This is a genomic window from Kribbella sp. NBC_01505 (genome assembly GCF_045040285.1).
Lineage (GTDB): Bacteria > Actinomycetota > Actinomycetes > Propionibacteriales > Kribbellaceae > Kribbella.
Map to the genome: position 1 here is coordinate 304,593 of NZ_CP109425.1, position 17,055 is coordinate 321,647.

The following is a 17,055-nucleotide window of genomic DNA, read 5'->3' on the forward strand; positions in this document are numbered from 1 at the left end:
CTCACGCATCAGGCAGGAGGTCTCAGTTGGGGGCGACGAGCTCCAGCTCGTACCCGTCCTCGTTGTGCAGGAACGCGGCGTAATGCTGCGGCCCGCCGGCGTACGGATGCCGGTCGGCGAACATCAGCGTCCAGCCGTTGCCGGCGGCCTCGGCGACCAGCGCGTCCAGCTCGGCGCGGGAGGCGACGTTCAGCGCGAGGTGGTTCATTCCGGGCCGAAGCCGGTCGTGGACGTCCGCGGACATGGCCGGGCTCTGCTCGACCACGACGTAGCTGCCGTCGTCTGCGATCCAGGTCATCCCGCCCGGCCAGCCGTCGCCGTCCTTCCAGCCCAGGCGGTTCAGCACCCAGCCCCAGCTCTGCCGAGCGCGTGTTAGTTCCGGGACCCAGATCTCGACGTGATGCACAGCAGCGACCATCGGAGCATTATCTGTGCTCGTCGAGATGGTTCGACACGACCATGGAGATCGAGCCGGAGATGATCAGCCAGACCAGCGCGCCGACCATCCACGGCCACCACTCGCGGCCCTGAGAGGCCTCGGCGACGCCCTGGCCGGACAGCCCACCGGCCGGCGCGAAGACGGCCACCATCAGCACCCGCGCGATCGCCGTCTGCCTGGTCATTTCTTCATTGTCGGAGCCCGCCGCGAACCCTGCAGAAAACCTTGGCGTTTCGCGCCCGCCACCGGCGATTTCGGAACTTGTCCGTGGCAGGGTCTACCGTCTGCGGTGACAGTCAAGGGACGGGGGCTTCGTGAGCACGACCCGGATCGAAAGTACGGCGTACGGCGCGGCTGCGCTGGAGCGCCTGCAGGCCGTCGTGGCGCGGCTGAAGGCCGATGATCCGATGGCCCCTGTCACCTTGTTGCTGCCCAACAACCTGGCCGGCGTGGTCGCCCGCCGACAGCTCGCGACGACCGGGATCGCGGGGCTGTTCCTGGCCACCCTCGAGCGGCTGGCCGAGCAGCTTGCCGCGGGAGTGTTGTCCCCACGCCGACCGGCCACGCGCCCGATCGTCGCCGCGACCTGGCGGACCGCATTGTCCAAGGCACCGGGCATTTTCGAGGATGTCGCCGAGCACCCGTCGACCATCCAAGCGCTTGCCTCAGCCCATCGTGAGCTGCGCGACCTGTCCGAGCCCGCGTTGGACAAGGTTGCCGGGGCGTCGGTGCTCGGTCCGGATCTCGTGCGGTTGCATCGCCAGATCGGGTCCGATCTCGGCGCCGATTGGTACGACGAAACCGATCTGCTGCGAGCCGCCACTGCCCGCGTCGACGCCGAGCCGGCGATTGTCCGTGAGCTCGGTGCGCTCGTGCTCTACCTGCCGCAGGAGCTCACCCAGGCCGAGGCGGCCTTCGTCGAGGCGCTCGGGGCCGCCGCGGCCGATCTGACGGTGATCGTGGGCTTCACCGATGTACGGCGGGCCGACCGCGCGGTCCGGCGTTCGTTGGAGCGGATCGGTCTCGACCTGCCGACCTCGATCTCGCGGAACTATCCGGTCGCGACCGAAATCCTGAATGCCTCCGATGCCGATGACGAGATCCGCAATGTCGTGCGGGACGTCGTCGCGTCGCTCAAGAAGACCCCCGCGCACCGGATCGCCGTGCTGTACTCCGCCATCACGCCGTACGCGAGATTGCTGCACGAGCACCTTGCCGCCGCTGGGATTGCTGTCAATGGTCCGGGGACCAGGCCGGTGCATGAGCGAGCCATCGCGCGGACACTGCTCGAGGTGCTCGCGCTGGTCGATCAGGATCTGCCGCGTGCCGATGTGTTCCGCGCGCTGGCGAATGCGCCGACCCGGGACTTCACCGGGGAGCGCATCCCGGTGCCCCAGTGGGAGCGGATGTCTCGGGCAGCCGGTGTGGTGCGTGGCGACGACTGGGACACGCGACTCGCGCGCTATGCGGAGTCGGAGCGCCGGACGGCCGATCAGGAGGAGGCTGCTGAGGATCCGCGCCCCGCTGCGATCCGTCGTGCGCGAGCCAACGCGGAGCGGGCCGAGCGGCTGCATGCCTTCGCCTCGGAGCTCCGGCGCCGACTGAAGACCATCGCTGGTCTGGAGAGCTGGTCAGCGTTGGCCGCGGGGGTTCTGGAGCTCTTCCAGGAGCTGCTCGGCGACTACGCAGCCTTGCCGATCGAGGAGCAGTACGCCGCGGCCGCTGTCGAGGGATCGCTGCGCGGGCTCTCCACGTTGGACGAGCTCGGGACACCGGCGAGCTTGGCAGTGTTGCGTGACGTGCTGGATCTGGAGTTGCAGCAGTCGCTGCCGAGGGTCGGCACCTTCGGGACCGGCGTACTGGTTGCACCGCTGTCGGCGAGTGTCGGGCTGGCAGCCGACATCGTGTACGTCGTTGGGCTGTCAGAGGATCTCTATCCGGGGCGCGTCCACGAGGACGCGTTGCTGCCGCATCGAGTGCGCGAGGCGGCAGCGCCGGAGCTGGCGTCGTTCCGGGATCGGCTGGACGAGAAGCAGCGGCACCTACTGGTCGCGTTCTCGGCCGGTGCGAAGAAGGTCGTCGCGTCGTTCCCACGCGGCGATCTGCGAAGGTCCTCACGCCGTTTACCGACGCGCTGGCTGCTCGGTTCGATGCGTGCACTCAGCGGCGACCACGCGCTGGCCGCGACCGCCTGGGACCAGGGCGCGTACGGCGATCGGCTCCGGACATCGGCGTCGTACGCGGGATCGTTGACAACGGCAACGATGCCGGCAAGTGAGCAGGAGTGGCAGGTGCGGTCCGCCGCGGCCGGTCTGTGGCTGAGTGACCGGGTGCTCGTGCGGGCTCGCGAGATGCTGCGGGGGCGCGGGTCCTTGGCGTTCACCCGGTTCGACGGCGACCTGTCCGGAGTCGCGGGGCTGCCGGAGTATGCGGTGGAGGATCGAGTCGCGTCGCCGACCTCACTGGAGGCGTATGCGACCTGCCCCCATGCGTACTTCGTCGAGCGGCTGCTTCAGGTGGAGCCGCTCGAGGCGCCGGAGGACCTACTCGTCATCTCACCGATCCAGGTCGGGAATCTGATCCACAACAGTCTTGATGCCTTCGTCTCCCGATTGGCCGGCTCGCTGCCGTCGTGGGGCGAGACATGGTCGGCCGAGCAGCGACGGGTGCTGCTGGCGATCGGAGCGGATCTGGCTGACCAGTTCCAGGCTGAGGGGCTGACCGGGCACCCACGGCTATGGCAGCGGGAGCGGCTGCGGATCCTGGGCGATCTGATGGTGCTGCTGGCCGATGACGAACGGTGGCGGGCCACCCATGACGCGTCGGTGGTCGCCAGTGAGCTGCGGTTCGGGTTCGACGGCGAGCCACCGGTGGAGATCCCGGTGCCGTCGGGGCGCGTGCTGCTGCGTGGTTCGGCCGACAAGGTGGACCTCGGCCGAGACGGGACGATCTACGTCACCGACGTGAAGACCGGCGGGTTCTCGCGCTACGAGGGCATCGAGAGCGACCCGGTGGCCGGTGGCACCAAACTCCAGCTGCCGGTCTATGCGTATGCGGCACGCGCCCGGCTGGGCGAGGCGGCCACCCCGGTCGAGGCGTCGTACTGGTTCGTCCGGCGCGGCGGCAAGCGGATCCCGGTCCCATTGACTCCCGAGGTCGAGGCCCGGTACGTCGAGACGCTCGACGTGATCGTGTCGTCGATCGCCGGTGGTCTGTTCCCACCGAAAGCACCCGAAATCCCGGACTTTCTCTGGGTGCAATGCCAGTACTGCAATCCCGATGGGCTCGGGCACAGCGAGGTCCGGGCGCGCTGGGACCGGAAGCGGCACGATCCGACGCTGGAGCGATTGGTGCGGCTGATCGATCCAGGCGTCTACGAGGAGGCCGGCGATGAGTGAGCAGCTGCTGGACGGGGCTGCCCGCGAGCGGATCCGGACTGATACCGACGCGACGTTGTTCGTGGAGGCCGGGGCCGGATCCGGTAAGACGCACGCGCTGGTCGACCGGGTGAGCACCTTGGTCCTGCGCGACGGCGTGCCGCTGCGGACGATCGCGGCGGTGACCTTCACCGAGAAGGCCGGAGCCGAGCTCCGGGACCGGCTGCGGGTCGAGTTCGAGAAGGCGCGGAAGGGGCCGGCCTGGCCGCTCGCGGACGAGGCGCTCGACGATCTGGATTCGGCGTCGATCGGGACGCTGCACGCGTTCGCGCAGCAGTTGCTGCTTGCGCATCCGATCGAGGCCGGGCTGCCGCCGCTGATCGACGTACTGGACGAGGTCGGGTCGTCGGTTGCTTTTGAGGAGCGTTGGGCCGAGCTGCAGCAGCAGTTGCTGGACGACGACTCGATCGCCGAGCCGCTGCTGCTCGCGATGGCGGTCGGGGTCGAGCTGAAGCACCTGCGGTCGCTGGCGCGGCTGTTCGGGAACGACTGGGACCTGATCGGCGAGCGCGTCCTGGTGGATCCGCCGGAGCTGGTCGCCATGCCAGACTTGACCGGGCTGATAGCTGCCGCCGCGCAGCTCGGCGCGGCCGCCGATTCCTGCCGGGATCCCGAGGACCGCCTGCTGCCGAAGGTGCATGCCATCCGTGAGCTCGGCATCACGTTGGAGGCGGCGACCGACCAGGAGTCGCAGCTCGCCTATCTACAGGCCTTGCGTGGGTTGAAGGTCGGCAAGATCGGCCGCAAGGAGAACTGGCCGGACGTCGCCAAACTCCGCTCGGACTGCGCCGAGGTCGTGGAGGTGGCCGGCTCGCTGGTCGAGCTGCTCCTCGATGCTTGCCTTCGACATCTTTCGCACTGGATCGCGGAGCGGGTGCTGGAGTCGGCCGAGGTACGGCGTGCGGAGGGGCGGCTCGAGTTCCACGATCTGCTGGTGCTTGCGCGCAACCTGCTCCGGCGGGACGCGTCGGTTCGTTCGGCGCTGCACGAGCGGTACGAGCGGCTGCTGCTGGACGAGTTCCAGGACACCGACCCGATTCAGATCGAGCTCGCGGTCCGGATCGCCGCCGGCGCGGAGGCCGACGCGGAGGACTGGCGTGACGTCGAGGTCCCGGACGGCCGGCTGTTCGTGGTCGGCGATCCGAAACAGTCGATCTACCGGTTCCGCCGGGCCAACATCGCGACGTACCTGACCGCTCAGGACCTGCTCGGCGAGACGGTCACGCTGACGACGAACTTCCGCACGGTGCCTCCGATCCTCGACTGGATCAACCATGTCTTCACGACGCTGATCCAGCCCCAGGAAGCCGCTCAGCCGACCTATCACGCGCTGACCCCGCATCGCACCACGACGCCGACCACAGCTCCGCCCCCGCTGCCCGGTCCGCTCCCGACCGACGTCACCTCGGCCCCGGACGACGAGCTCACCCTCTTCGATTTCCTGGACGACTCCCCCGCGGAGCCGGAGCCTGAGCTCGCCACGGTTCTCCAGTTCCGGCGCTCGGGCGACGACGAACCCGCGGCTGCCGAGCCCGCGCCGTACGACGACTCTGTTTCTGGTCCTGCTGTCACGGTCCTGGGCGCGGTTCCGCATGACGACTTGCCGCGTGCTCAGGCGTCCGTGCTCCGCGAGCGCGAAGCGACCGACGTGGCGGCGACCATCGAGCAGGCGCTCAGCAACGGCTGGCTCGTGTACGACGAACGCGCCTCGGCGTGGCGACCAGCCGCGGCCGGCGACATCGCCGTACTGGTTCCGGCGCGGACGTCGTTGCCGTTCCTCGAAGACGCCTTGGATCGGGCCGACATTCCGTACCGGGCTGAGGCCAGCTCGCTCGTCTATCAGACCGCCGAGGTTCGCGATCTGCTCGCCTGCGCGCGTGCTCTCGGGGATCCGAGCGATCAGCTCGCGCTCGTCACGACCTTGCGTTCGCCGCTCTTCGGGTGCGGTGACGACGACCTGTTCACCTGGAAGCGCTCCGGCGGTTCGTTCACGCTGACCGCGCCGGTGTCCGACGACCTGCTCACCCATCCCATCGGCGAGGCCATGGAGTGGCTGCGCCGCACGTATTACGCCTCCCGCTGGCTCACCCCGAGCGAGGTGCTCGCCAAGATCGTCGCCGACCGCCGGATGCTCGAGGTCGCCGCGATCGGGCCGCGCGCCCGCGACGCGTGGCGGCGGATCAGGTTCGTCGTCGATCAGGCCCGCGCCTGGTCCGAGGTCGAGCACGGCGGCCTCCGCTCGTATCTCGCCTGGGCTGCGCACCAGGGCGAGGAGGCGTCGCGGGTTGCCGAGGCGGTGCTGCCCGAGACCGACGCGGACGCCGTTCGGGTGATGACGATCCACGCCGCGAAGGGGCTCGAGTTCCCGATCGTCATCCTCTCCGGCATGACCGCCGCGCCGAACCGGCAACGCGGCGTACAGGTGCTTTGGCCGCCGGACGGCGGTTACGCGGTGAAGCTCAAGGCTTCGGTGCAGACCGAGGACTTCGATCTCGTCCAGCCGGTCGACGAGCAGATGGACGACTACGAACGCCGCCGCCTGCTGTATGTCGCGGCGACCCGTGCCCGCGACCATCTCGTCATTTCGCTGCATCGGTCGGGGACGCGTCGCCATTCCAGCAATGCGGAGCTATTTGCCTCCGCTGGTGCCGCGGAGCTGCCGGGGATCACGTTGTTCGACGGGCCACCGCCGGTTGATCGCGACCCACGATCGACGTCGGATGTGACTCCGCCGATGAGCCGCCGGGACTGGGACGAGCAGATCACCGCGGCCCGGCAGGCTAGCCGTCGCCCCTCCGCGCGCAGCGCCTCCGGCCTCGAAGGCACTGGCCCCGAAGCTGCCCTGACCGAAGCGCCTGTCGACCCCGGTACTGCCAAGGCGCCGCGCGATCTTGAGCTCCCACCGTGGTCGAAGGGCCGGTACGGAACCGCGATCGGGCGAGCGGTCCACGGCGTACTGCAGGTTGTCGATCTGTCCACGGGCAGCGGCCTCGAATCCGCCGTCTCGACCCAGTGCCTGGCCGAAGGCGTCCTTGAGTACGTCGACGTCGTGACCGCGCTGGTTCGTTCCGCCCTCGGCGCTGAGGTTGTGCAACGAGCGGCGGCGCGCGACCACTGGCGTGAGTCGTATGTCGGCACGGTTCAGCCCGATGGCACTGTGCTCGAAGGGTTCGTCGACCTCATCTACCGCGAGGACGACGGCCGGCTCACTGTCGTCGACTACAAGACCGACGCCGTACCGATGGCCGCACTGGACAGCCGAGTCGCCTATTACACCCCGCAACTGCAGGCGTATACGGAGATCCTGCCCAATACCGGTCCCCCGGTTCTGCTGTTCCTCAACCCGGCCGGCGCCGTGGCCAGCAAGTTGCCTTAGGCAATCACGGGTTTGGCGGCGTACGGTGATTGGGTACCCGCTGTGCACAAGACTCGGGGAGCAGGCCATGCGGATCGCGGACCGGTACGAGCTGGAGGCGATGGTCGGACGCGGCGGCATGGGTGAGGTCTGGCGCGCCACGGACGAGGTGCTGATGCGACCGGTTGCGATCAAGCTGCTCACCGACCACCAGGCGGGCGCCGGGGCACGGTTGCGGCGCGAGGCCCAGGCCGGTGCAATGATCCACAATCCGCACGTGGTCGACGTCCATGACTTCGGTGCGTACGACGACTCGCCCTATCTGGTGATGGAGTTCGTCGCCGGTACGACGGTCGCGGGCGAACTGCGGCGCGGCCGCCCGCTCCCGATTTCGGCAGTGGCGCACATCGTCGCGCAGACGGCCGAGGGTCTACTCGCGGCCCATCACGAAGGCGTCGTCCATCGCGATATCAAACCGGCCAATCTGCTGCTCGGCCGCGACGGCACGGTCAAGATCGCCGACTTCGGCATCGCGCGCTTCCTCGACGACGCCGCCGACTCCGACTCTGCCGAGCACATCGTCGGCACCAGCTTCTATGTGGCCCCTGAACGCGCCCGCGCGGCGCCCGCCGGTCCAGCCGCCGACATCTACTCGCTGGGTTGCGTCCTCTACCAACTGCTCACCGGCGCCCCGCCGTTCCTGGCGGATACCCCGACCGGGGTGCTCCGGTGCCACGTGAGCGGCGTACCGGTGGTGCCTTCAGGGGTTGAGGCCGGGGTCGGCCGCCAACTGCTGCGGATGCTCGCCAAGGACCCCGCAGACCGCCCAGACGCCCAGGAGGTCATCACCTGGTGCCACCAAGTCAGCTGGCCCGCAACGACACTCGCTTGCGAGCCAGCCGACTTTGGCGAAGTGACTCAGGCCATCGCCTAGGCGACCAGGCGGACCGCCAGCACCACGATCACCACGCTGGAGGCGAGCGCTGTCATGAGCCGCCCGAGGTTGCCGGTCAGCACGCGCCCCAGCAGGACGCCGCCGCCGGCTAGCAGGAGTTGCCAGCTGGCTGAGGCTAGGAACGCGGCCACGACGAAGACGGCCAGCTGTGGTGCGGATCCTCGTCCGGAGCCGCCGAGTACGAGCGCTGCGAAGTAGATCACCGTCATCGGGCTGAGCAGCGTCATGCCGAGCAACCCCAAGTAGGCCGTACGCGCGCGCACCGGCGTATCCCTGGTGATCCCGGTGAGCCGTCGCGCCCGATATCGGCGTACTCCGGTGATCGCGCCCAGGAGTGCGAGCCCGATCAGGACTACCGCGGATACCCAACGCAGCGGCACCACGACAGGCACCAGCAGCGGGGCCAACGCCGTACCGGCGACGGCTGCGACCAGCGCGTAAATGCCGTCGGCGGATGCGATTCCCAGCGCTGCGCAAGCGCCCACTCGTGCCGAGCTTCGTGCGCTCAGGCTGACTAGGTAGGTCCCCACGGGCCCAACAGGTATGGCGATTCCGTACCCTGCGAGCATCCCGGCGACCACCACCTCCATCACGACTGGAGGTCGCTAGACCTCCAGCATCGACCGGCCTGCTGCTGAACCCGAGCCGCCACGTCGGCAACCGGACTCGTCAGCAACACTCCATGGGTCGTAGTCATACCCTCATCATGCGAGCAGCGCGCGACCGCCTCAACTCATTTACCGGAGTTCCTGTGCAGATCGAAGACGTCACCGTTCATGGCAGCTCCGGTCCGCCGGTCCTGCTCCTCCCCGGCGGAGCCGAGTCCTGCAACGGATTCTTCCCCGGTCTGGTCGAAGGCCTGGTCACCGATCCCGGCTGCCGCGTCATCGTCCAAGACCGCCCCGGCACCGGTACGTCGACCACTCCAGGCACGCTGGCCGACGCGTCGGCGTACCTCAATGCTCTGGTCAACCGACTCGACCTCGGGCCGGTTGTCGTGGTCGGTCAGAGTCTCGGCGGCGCCGTCGCGCTCCTGCTCGCCCGCGACTACCCCGCCAGCGTCGCCGGCCTGGTCCTCATCGACCCGACCCCGATCAACGACCCGAAAAGCTGTGCGCAGATCGAGCGCATGACTCGTACGCTCGCCTCCGCGGCCACGCTCCCGGTCCTACGCACTCTGGTCGCCGCCGCCCTCCGCTCCACCATTGCCCGAAGCACCCGCAAGCAAGACCTCCGCCCCGACTGCGCAGCCGTCTTCGAGCGCACCGCCCACCTCGACCTGCCCAAACTGAACCGCGCCGTCCACGGCCTCGCCGAAGCCGCCTTCGACGAATCCACTCTCCCGCCAGTCCCCACCACCCTGATCACCGCCGACCGCAAACCCACCACCGCCATCGCCAAAGCCCACGCCCGCCTAGCAACCGCCCTCAACGCCAAAGTCGAAGCCTGGCCCCACGCCGACCACAACGCCCACCTAACCCACCCCGAACAAACCCTCACCGCCATCCGAACCCACATAACAACCACCTGAGGACCGCATGCCCACCCGCCAGATCCGCGCCCGCTACGACGACGACACCATCGCCGTCTACCAGGCCTACGCCCCAGAGATCGCCGTACCGGCCCTCGCTGCGCAAACCTTCGTCGCCCCCTTCGGCTTCTCGAGGATGACCTGGATCAAGCCGTCCTTCCTCTGGATGGCCTACCGCTCCGGCTGGGCCACCAAGCCCGGCCAGACCCGAGTCCTCCGCATCCACCTCAAACGCTCAGGCTTCGAGTGGGCGCTCGCCAACAGTTCGCTCTCGCACTACGACCGCACCCAGCACGCCGACAAAGCCGCCTGGCGTGCAGAGCTCGCCGCCGCGCCGGTCCGCATCCAATGGGACCCGGAGCAGACCCTCACCCTGACGCCCCAACCCGAAGTCCGCTCCCTGCAACTAGGCCTCTCTGGCCCAGCCGTCACCCACTACGTCAACGACTGGATCACCCGCATCGAAGACGCCACGCCCGAGATGCAGCACATCCACGCTCTCTCGAAGTCCGACCCAACCGCCGCCCAAGCAGCCCTCCCCCGCGAGATCCCCTACCCGATCTCCCCGGAGTTGGCCGCTCACATCGGCGCAGCTGACTAGATCGCGTTCAGGATGGCGGCTTCGACGGGGTAGGCGGTGTTTCGGTCCGTCAGCGCGAAGGGCTCCAAGAGGGCAACCCCTGGCTGGGTGATCATCCTCGGATTCGTACCGCGGTGCGGCCATGAGGCGCTGTGCACGAGGAACGGGTGGCACAGGTAGACGTCTCCCGCGGACCCGGTCGCCTCGACGACAGGACGGTCGGCGCTCGCCTCGACAATCAGCGGACCCGATTCACCCGGCGCGAACCCGTCATCGCCCGCCGGTGCCAGAACCCGCGCCGCATCGGCATGCGAGCCGACCCTGATCAGTGTCGGGGCGTCGTCGGGGCACACATCGGTGAGCAGGAAGAGCGAGAGCAGACCCCGTTCGCGGCTCCGCACGTTCGCCCGCCAATCGGTGCCGTTCCAGTAACTGGCCTCGATGTGCCAGCCGGCATCCCCCGGATCAGCGGAGTGCGGGAATCGAATTGGAATCGTGCCGCCCATTCCCTCGCGCTTCCACCACTTGTCCGGACCGATCAGCTGGTCGTACGCCTCCCACAGCACCCCCGCCGTACCCGCCTCGACAAACGCACCGTCCTCAGGACAAGCAATCCGCTCGACCGGCGTCTTCCAGGACTCAGGATCCCCCCGCCTGACCCCACGCTCCTCCAACTCCGCCCAAACCACATCCACACACCCGTCAACCACCGACCGAGGCACGGCCCCCCGAACCACCACGAACCCATCCCGCACAAACCCCGCAACCTCAGCACCCGTCAACATGCCAGCAGACTTCGCCATCCCCCTCCCCCGGTCAACCAGGTTTAGCGCCTCCCGAGCTTCATTCGATGACGGCAACCTCGATCCCGTACTGCTCCGCGAAATCCGCCGCCAGCTCCGCCCCGGCAACCCGAGGAACTCCGGCCTCCCACCACCCGCGCCCAGCCGGCCCGTCCACCTCGATCAGCAGCGCTCGGTACCGCTCGTCGACTTCTGCGATCTCGGCGCGTACCCACCCCATCTGCTCGAACCCCTGAAGCTCCGCGCTCCCCAGGAGCTTCTCGATCCGCCCGCGCACGGACAGGTCGTTGCGAAACTCGTAGATGTTGTCCGAATACCCCGCCTCCGCCTGATCGACAAAGCTCGTCCAGGCGGCGATCAGTCCGGTGGGCGTCCCCGAAGCGGCCTCCCGGAAGGCAGCCAGGAACTCACGGGTGTCTCCCGTCATGCGCGGCTCCGTTCGGTGGTGGGGGTGTTACTGAGAGTTTATGGAGAATCGGGGGTTTTGGCACGGATGATTACAGGTTGTGGATAACGGGAAGTGACCCAGGCGTGTGGGTGAGCGTGGGGTCGCCTACGATCTGCGGAAACGCTGTGAGGCAATCGCTCGGATGATGGCTCGTCTGCTGGCGGGTCTGCCACCAAGAGTGTGAGGGTGTGGCCATGAACATCGGTACTCGGAAGATCGTCGTCGACGAGGCGATCGCCCAGCTGCGGATCTATGCCGAGGGCAACGGCGCCGTGCTGCGGTACTACGACGGCCTGCCCGGGATGACGACTGTCGGCGGCACCGACCCGAGCCGGGTGACGCTCGAGGATCTGGCCCGCACGATGGTGATCGGTTCCGACCTCCGGGCGCTGGACATCCCCTGGCTGCTCGAGGTGGACGCCGACAAGGAGTTCGCCGCGGTGCCGGTCGACGCGCGGCTGGAGGACGCCGCGCCGGGCAGTGAGCTGTTCGAGGCGGCCATGGCGCTCGACGAGAAGTTCTCGGGGCACCGGGGCTTCGGGCAGGCGAAGAAGTCCAAGCTGCTGCACCTGAAGCGGCCTTTTCTCTTCCCCGTCAGCGACAGCTTCATCCGGATGACCTACACGAACGCCTCCGCCGGTGCGGAGCTTCTGGGCGCGGTGCACGCCGACCTGGTGAATCCGGCCAACGTGCGCGACTTCAAGCTGCTGCAGGTCCGTCTGATCGCCGAGCCGGCCACCTCCGCCGCCCGGCTGCTCGGCGAGGCTCCCACGCTGCGCCTGCTCGACATCCTCGCCTCAGTGCTCGGTGAGGCGAAGTAGTCCGCTACATCACGCCCAGCCGAGCCAGAGGCTCGACCAGCTCGCGCTCTTCGTAGGACAGGTGCGACAGCAGCGTGTCGTCCAACAGATCGACCGCTGCGCGCAGTCCGTCGATGTTGCCGGACCCATCGACCAGCGCGACCAGCGCCTTGTCCACACCCTCCAGTACGTCGTGGATGATCAGGTGCTCCGCCTGCAACCGGTCCACCACCGGCACCAGCGCCGGGTCCGCGCGCCGCAGCCGCGGGAACAGCGACGCGTCCTCGATCGAGTGATGCGTCGTGACGAGCCGGCAGTACGACTCGCAGTACGTGCCGAGCGTCCAGTTGTTCTGCCGCATGGTCATCGTGTTGATGTGTGAGCGCGCCTGACCGATCCCCATCGACCCAGCCGCGACCTGCTCGACCAGATCGTGGATCTGCTCGAGCTCTGCGCGCAGATGATCGTGCACCTCAATCAGATGCTGCCCAGACGACAGCTGGTACGGCGTATAGCTCCGCTCCGGATCCAGAGCCGGCCCAACCGGCCGCTCCGACTCGTCAAGCACCTGTACGGCGCTGCGCCGTACAGCAGGCGGCGGAGTCGGTACGACGGCGAACCCGGACGACTGCGGAACCACCTCGGCCGGGACCGGGGCCACGATCCCGTTCCGAGCAGCCTCCACGGCCTCTCGCACACCCGCGGCAACCTCGGCGAACCGCCGGATGTCGGTCGGGTCGTCAGAGCCCAGGATGTACGTGCTCATCCCCTCGTCCAGCGTCAGCTCGGTCAGCTGGTCGATCCATAGCTCCTCAGGCCCCTGCAGGAACCCGCCATTGCCCGCGAACTGCCCGGAGAGGTTGTAGAGCCGCCGTACCGACCCCGGGTCACGCCCTGCGTCGACAGCGGCCTCGTCGATGAGCTTGTTCATCGCAGCGAGCTGGTCGGGACCGGCGTACCCGCTGCTGGGGAGCCATCCGTCGGCAAGGCGGCCAGTGACCGCCAGCATGCGCGGCTTGTAGGCACCCAGCCAGATCTGCACGTCATGGGCAGGCTGCGGACCACGCTTGGCGCCAGAGACGGTGTAGTGCTTGCCAGGAAGCTTGATGCCACCACCGGTCGGCGACCAGACCTCCCGGATGATCGCGATGGCCTCTTCCAGCGCACTGATGCTCTGACCCGCTGTGAGGTGCGGTCCGGCGTTGGCCGCGACCGCCTCCAGGAAGCCGCCGGCTCCGAGGCCCAGCTCCACCCGACCGCCGGTGATCTGGTCAAGCGTGGCCACACTGCGCGCCAGCACGACCGGATGCCGCAGCGGCAGGTTCGCGACATTCGTAGCGACCTTGATGCGCTGGGTCTGCGCTGCGACGACCGACAGCAGCGTCCAGGCGTCCATCAGGCGCGGCTGGTAGGGGTGGTCCTGGAAGGTCACCAGGTCCAGCCCGACCTGTTCGGTCAGTTGTGCCAGCGCGATCACGCGCGCCGGGTCGTCGATCGCCGGGGTCAGGAAGGTCCCGAAGACCAGATCGTGGCCGTAGTCCATGCCCTCAAACTACTTCGCCTAGCCGATAATCTCAAACACAGAACATCTACTCGTAGAGCAGGTTGACTGCCTGACGAAGGGTGAGCGCACTGCCGCGGCTGTGCGCCTCCTCGTAGCCGGCGTCGCCAAGGGCGCTCCGCGCCGCCGCAACGGCCCGCTCGAGGTCGTCAACCTCGGTCGCAGCAACCAGATGCTGTTCGGCGGCCCGAGTGGCTGAGGCGGCGCCGAGGAGCTGCGCAGCGATGCTCTTGTCCTCGACGCAGGCGGCCATCCCCTCAAGCACCAGACACATGCTGCGGACCGAGCCATAGGCCTCTGAGACCTCGAACGACTCCTTGTAGAGGTCCAGCGCCGCAGCGGACTCGCCCCGCAGCTCCAGCACGACTCCGAGCTCAGCCAGCACCATCGACAGGTAGAGCACCGGCTCGCTCTGCGCCCGAGCCGCAGCGAGCAGAGTCCGCAGCCGGCGCTCGGCGTCGCCGAGGTCGCCGATCCGACGAGCCGCGAAGGCCAACACGATCTCCGCCAAGGCCTGCAGCGACCGCTGCCCTTGTTCGGTCGCCAGCCGCAGCGCACGCTCGCTGTGCGCCCAAGCGGCCGCGTACTCGCCCTGCCGGAGCTCGGTCCAGCCCAGCATGCCCAGCGCTCCAGCCACCTCCGGCCACAGCCCTAGTCCCTCAGCAATCTGCACGCACTCGTCGTGGAGACGAGCAGCCTCGTCGAAGTCACCCGCCAGCTCAGCAGCCGCACCTAGCCAACTGCTCGTCTGCAACGTGCCCCAGCTGTCACCCAGCGCTCTGAAGATCCGTGCGCTCTCCTCAGCGTCAGCTCGCAGCCCCTCAACGTCGGACCGCACGTGCGCGTACTTCGCCCGCGCCAGGTGCACCGCAGCGATGCCCCACTGGTCGTCCTCCGCCTCGAAGTTCTTCAGCGACCGCTCCAGCAACACCTGTCCGGCTGCCAGCTCACCGACATCACTACTGGCGAACCCGATCCACCACTGCCCACGGGAGTCCGCCGTCTCCAGCCACCGCTCCCGCTCAGCACCCGCGCGGCTGTCGGCCTGCAGATACAGGAATCCGGTCCGCCAGACGCCCGCCCGCGCTGACTCCGGTACGGCGTCCAGCGAGCGGATCGCCTCCGCCGTACGGCCGCGCAGGAACCAGAACCACGCCATAGCGTCGACCAGCCGCTCAGCCAGGCCGGACTGCCCGGTGGCGACGGCACGGTCGAGCGCGGTGCGCAGATTCGCCGCGTCCGCGTCCAGGAGCCTCAGCCAACTGCTCTGCTCGGGCCCGAAGAGCTGAGCCGATTCCGCCAACCCCAGGTAGTACTCGAGGTGCCGCTGCTGAGCTGACTCCAACTCGTCGGCCACCCGCAGCTTCTCGACGCAGTACGCGGCCACCGACTCCAGCAGCCGATACCGCGGACCATCCGCACCATGGACCGGCACAACGAGCGACCTGTCGACCAGTCGAACCAGAACCTCCAGTACGTCGATCTCCGGCTCGGCGCATACCTCAGCCGCAGCCTCCGCCGTACTGCCATCAGCGTGTACTGCGAGGCGTCGCAGTACGACCTGTTCATCGGGAGCAAGCAGCTCCCAGCTCCAGTCGATCATCGCCTGCAGAGTCTGCTGCCGTGGCGCAGCACCACGATGCCCAGTCGCCAACAACCGGAACCGGTCGTCCAGCCGAGCCACCAAGCCACGGATACCCAGCGCGCGCACGCGAGTAGCGGCCAGCTCCAGAGCGAGCGGAATGCCGTCCAGCCGCCGGCAGAGCACAGCGACGTCAGCAACGTTGTCTGCGGTCAAGGTGAAGTCCTGCGAGGCCGCGGCCGCGCGGGTGACGAACAGTTGGACCGCACTGCAGTCCGCCGCCGCAGCAGGCTCCAGGCCGGCAAGCGGCACGTCCAACGGCGGCACCGTCCAGACAACCTCGCCCGCAAGGCTGAGCGGCTCCCGGCTGGTCGCCAGCACGCGCAGGCCCGGTGCGGCCGCCAGCAGCTCATCCGCCAGGTCGGCCACCTCAGCGATCACCTGCTCGCAGTTGTCGAACAGCAGCAGCCGTGAGCCCATGACAGCGGCCAGACGCTCCACTGCGGTCTCCGTCGGACCACTACTGTCACGCAGGTCCAGCGCTGCCTGTACGGCGTCCGTGAGCGCATCTCGCACCGAGAGCGCAGCCGGTGTCACAGCGGCCAGCTCGACGAGAACAACGCCGTCCACGAACCGGTCCGTGACCGAGGCCGCCGTGGCCAGTGCCAGCCGAGTCTTACCCACTCCGCCCGGACCGGTGAGCGTCACCAGCCTTGAGGTCGCCAGCGCGGCGCTGACGTCACCGACCGCGTCGGAACGGCCGATCAAGTCACTCCGCTGGGCAGGCAGGTTGTTGCGAGCATGTGGGAGCTCCTGCGTCAGAATCGACTGCTGCAACGCGACCAGTGGCGGACTCGGGTCCAGCCCGAGCTCATCCGCCAACAGCCGCCGCAGCTCGTCAAAGCTCTCAAGAGCCTCACTCTGCCGACCAGCTCGGTACAGCGCGCGCATATGCGCCGCACGCAGCCCCTCCCGAAGCGGATGCTCAGCGACCAGAGCAGACAGCTCGCCCACCGAAACATCGGCACGCTCAAGCACGGTCAGCCGCTGCTCTGTCAGCCGAGCAATCGCAGTCTCGACAAACACCTCATCTGCGAAGTCCGCATAGGCAGGCCCACGCCACAGACCCAGTGCCTCGGCGAGCTCGCCCTTCTCGACCCGGTCCGCGAACGTGAACGCGTCGTACGACGACTTGTCGACCGCGATCGAGTAGCCGGCCGGTCCGGAGCGCACGAGGCTCCGACTGCCTGGCTCGGCGTCCTCGAACGCCCGGCGCAGCTGCGAGACCTTGGCGGACAGCGTCCCCGCGGGGTTGCCGGGGAGCTGCGTGCCCCAGAGGTCATCGATCAGCCGGTCGCCGGGCACCGGTCTGCCCTCGTGGACCAGCAGGTCCGCGAGCAGTGCGCGGACCTTGAGGCCCTGGATCGTCACGGGCTCCCCCGCGTCGGTCCAGGCCGTGACCGGTCCCAGGACGCCGAAACGCATGGCCGCACCCTATCTTTCCGGCGCCTCCCGCCCGCACCGGAAAGAAACCGTAAACGGTCTGCGGCAGAGTTTGGCTCAA

General features: G+C 68.4%; 13 protein-coding genes. 6 read left to right on the forward strand and 7 right to left on the reverse strand.

The window, feature by feature from the left end; translation table 11 throughout:
- Positions 1-22 precede the first annotated feature (22 nt).
- Complete coding sequence (locus OG474_RS01200) at positions 23-418, reverse strand: VOC family protein (protein WP_405060278.1); 396 nt, start codon at positions 416-418, stop codon at positions 23-25.
- Positions 419-425: 7 nt separating this feature from the next.
- Positions 426-623, reverse strand: coding sequence for a hypothetical protein (locus OG474_RS01205; protein ID WP_405060279.1), 198 nt, complete (start codon positions 621-623; stop codon positions 426-428).
- 130 nt (positions 624-753) lie between these two features.
- Between OG474_RS01205 and OG474_RS01210 the strand changes: the two genes are divergently transcribed.
- From OG474_RS01210 to OG474_RS01220, 3 genes are all read left to right on the forward strand, one after another.
- A complete protein-coding gene (locus OG474_RS01210; RefSeq protein ID WP_405060280.1) occupies positions 754-3,837 on the forward strand; it encodes a PD-(D/E)XK nuclease family protein in 3,084 nt (1,027 codons plus the stop codon).
- On the forward strand, positions 3,830-7,252 hold the full coding sequence (locus tag OG474_RS01215; RefSeq protein ID WP_405060281.1) for a UvrD-helicase domain-containing protein: 3,423 nt from the start codon (positions 3,830-3,832) through the stop codon (positions 7,250-7,252). Before OG474_RS01210 ends, OG474_RS01215 begins: the two co-directional genes overlap by 8 nt.
- A 67-nt stretch (positions 7,253-7,319) precedes the next feature.
- Positions 7,320-8,165 carry a serine/threonine-protein kinase gene (locus OG474_RS01220; RefSeq protein ID WP_405060282.1) on the forward strand — a complete coding sequence of 282 codons (846 nt, stop codon included), beginning with the start codon at positions 7,320-7,322 and terminating at the stop codon, positions 8,163-8,165.
- On the opposite strand, the gene OG474_RS01225 is transcribed toward OG474_RS01220, so the two are convergent.
- Positions 8,162-8,776, reverse strand: a complete 615-nt coding sequence (locus OG474_RS01225) for a LysE family transporter (RefSeq protein WP_405064531.1) — start codon at positions 8,774-8,776, stop codon at positions 8,162-8,164. The genes OG474_RS01220 and OG474_RS01225 overlap by 4 nt on opposite strands.
- 116 nt (positions 8,777-8,892) lie before the next feature.
- On the opposite strand from OG474_RS01225, the gene OG474_RS01230 reads away from it, so the two are divergent.
- Positions 8,893-9,717, forward strand: a complete 825-nt coding sequence (locus OG474_RS01230) for an alpha/beta fold hydrolase (protein WP_405060283.1) — start codon at positions 8,893-8,895, stop codon at positions 9,715-9,717.
- A gap of 7 nt (positions 9,718-9,724) precedes the next feature.
- Positions 9,725-10,318, forward strand: coding sequence for a DUF4291 domain-containing protein (locus OG474_RS01235; protein WP_405060284.1), 594 nt, complete (start codon positions 9,725-9,727; stop codon positions 10,316-10,318).
- Here OG474_RS01235 and OG474_RS01240 read toward each other — a convergent pair.
- Together OG474_RS01240 and OG474_RS01245 are read right to left on the reverse strand one after the other, a co-directional pair.
- The gene (locus OG474_RS01240) at positions 10,315-10,992 is read right to left on the reverse strand and encodes a phytanoyl-CoA dioxygenase family protein (RefSeq protein ID WP_405060285.1); all 678 of its coding nucleotides are present in this window, start codon (positions 10,990-10,992) and stop codon (positions 10,315-10,317) included. The genes OG474_RS01235 and OG474_RS01240 overlap by 4 nt on opposite strands.
- Positions 10,993-11,140: 148 nt before the next feature.
- Positions 11,141-11,527, reverse strand: a complete 387-nt coding sequence (locus tag OG474_RS01245; RefSeq protein WP_405060286.1) for a hypothetical protein — start codon at positions 11,525-11,527, stop codon at positions 11,141-11,143.
- A 215-nt stretch (positions 11,528-11,742) separates the two neighbouring features.
- On the opposite strand from OG474_RS01245, the gene OG474_RS01250 reads away from it, so the two are divergent.
- Complete coding sequence (locus OG474_RS01250) at positions 11,743-12,369, forward strand: DUF6308 family protein (protein WP_405060287.1); 627 nt, start codon at positions 11,743-11,745, stop codon at positions 12,367-12,369.
- 4 nt (positions 12,370-12,373) lie between these two features.
- On the opposite strand, the gene OG474_RS01255 is transcribed toward OG474_RS01250, so the two are convergent.
- Together OG474_RS01255 and OG474_RS01260 are read right to left on the reverse strand one after the other, a co-directional pair.
- A complete protein-coding gene (locus OG474_RS01255) occupies positions 12,374-13,891 on the reverse strand; it encodes an LLM class flavin-dependent oxidoreductase (protein ID WP_405060288.1) in 1,518 nt (505 codons plus the stop codon).
- A 46-nt stretch (positions 13,892-13,937) separates the two neighbouring features.
- On the reverse strand, positions 13,938-16,976 hold the full coding sequence (locus OG474_RS01260) for a BTAD domain-containing putative transcriptional regulator (RefSeq protein ID WP_405060289.1): 3,039 nt from the start codon (positions 16,974-16,976) through the stop codon (positions 13,938-13,940).
- Positions 16,977-17,055: the final 79 nt, after the last annotated feature.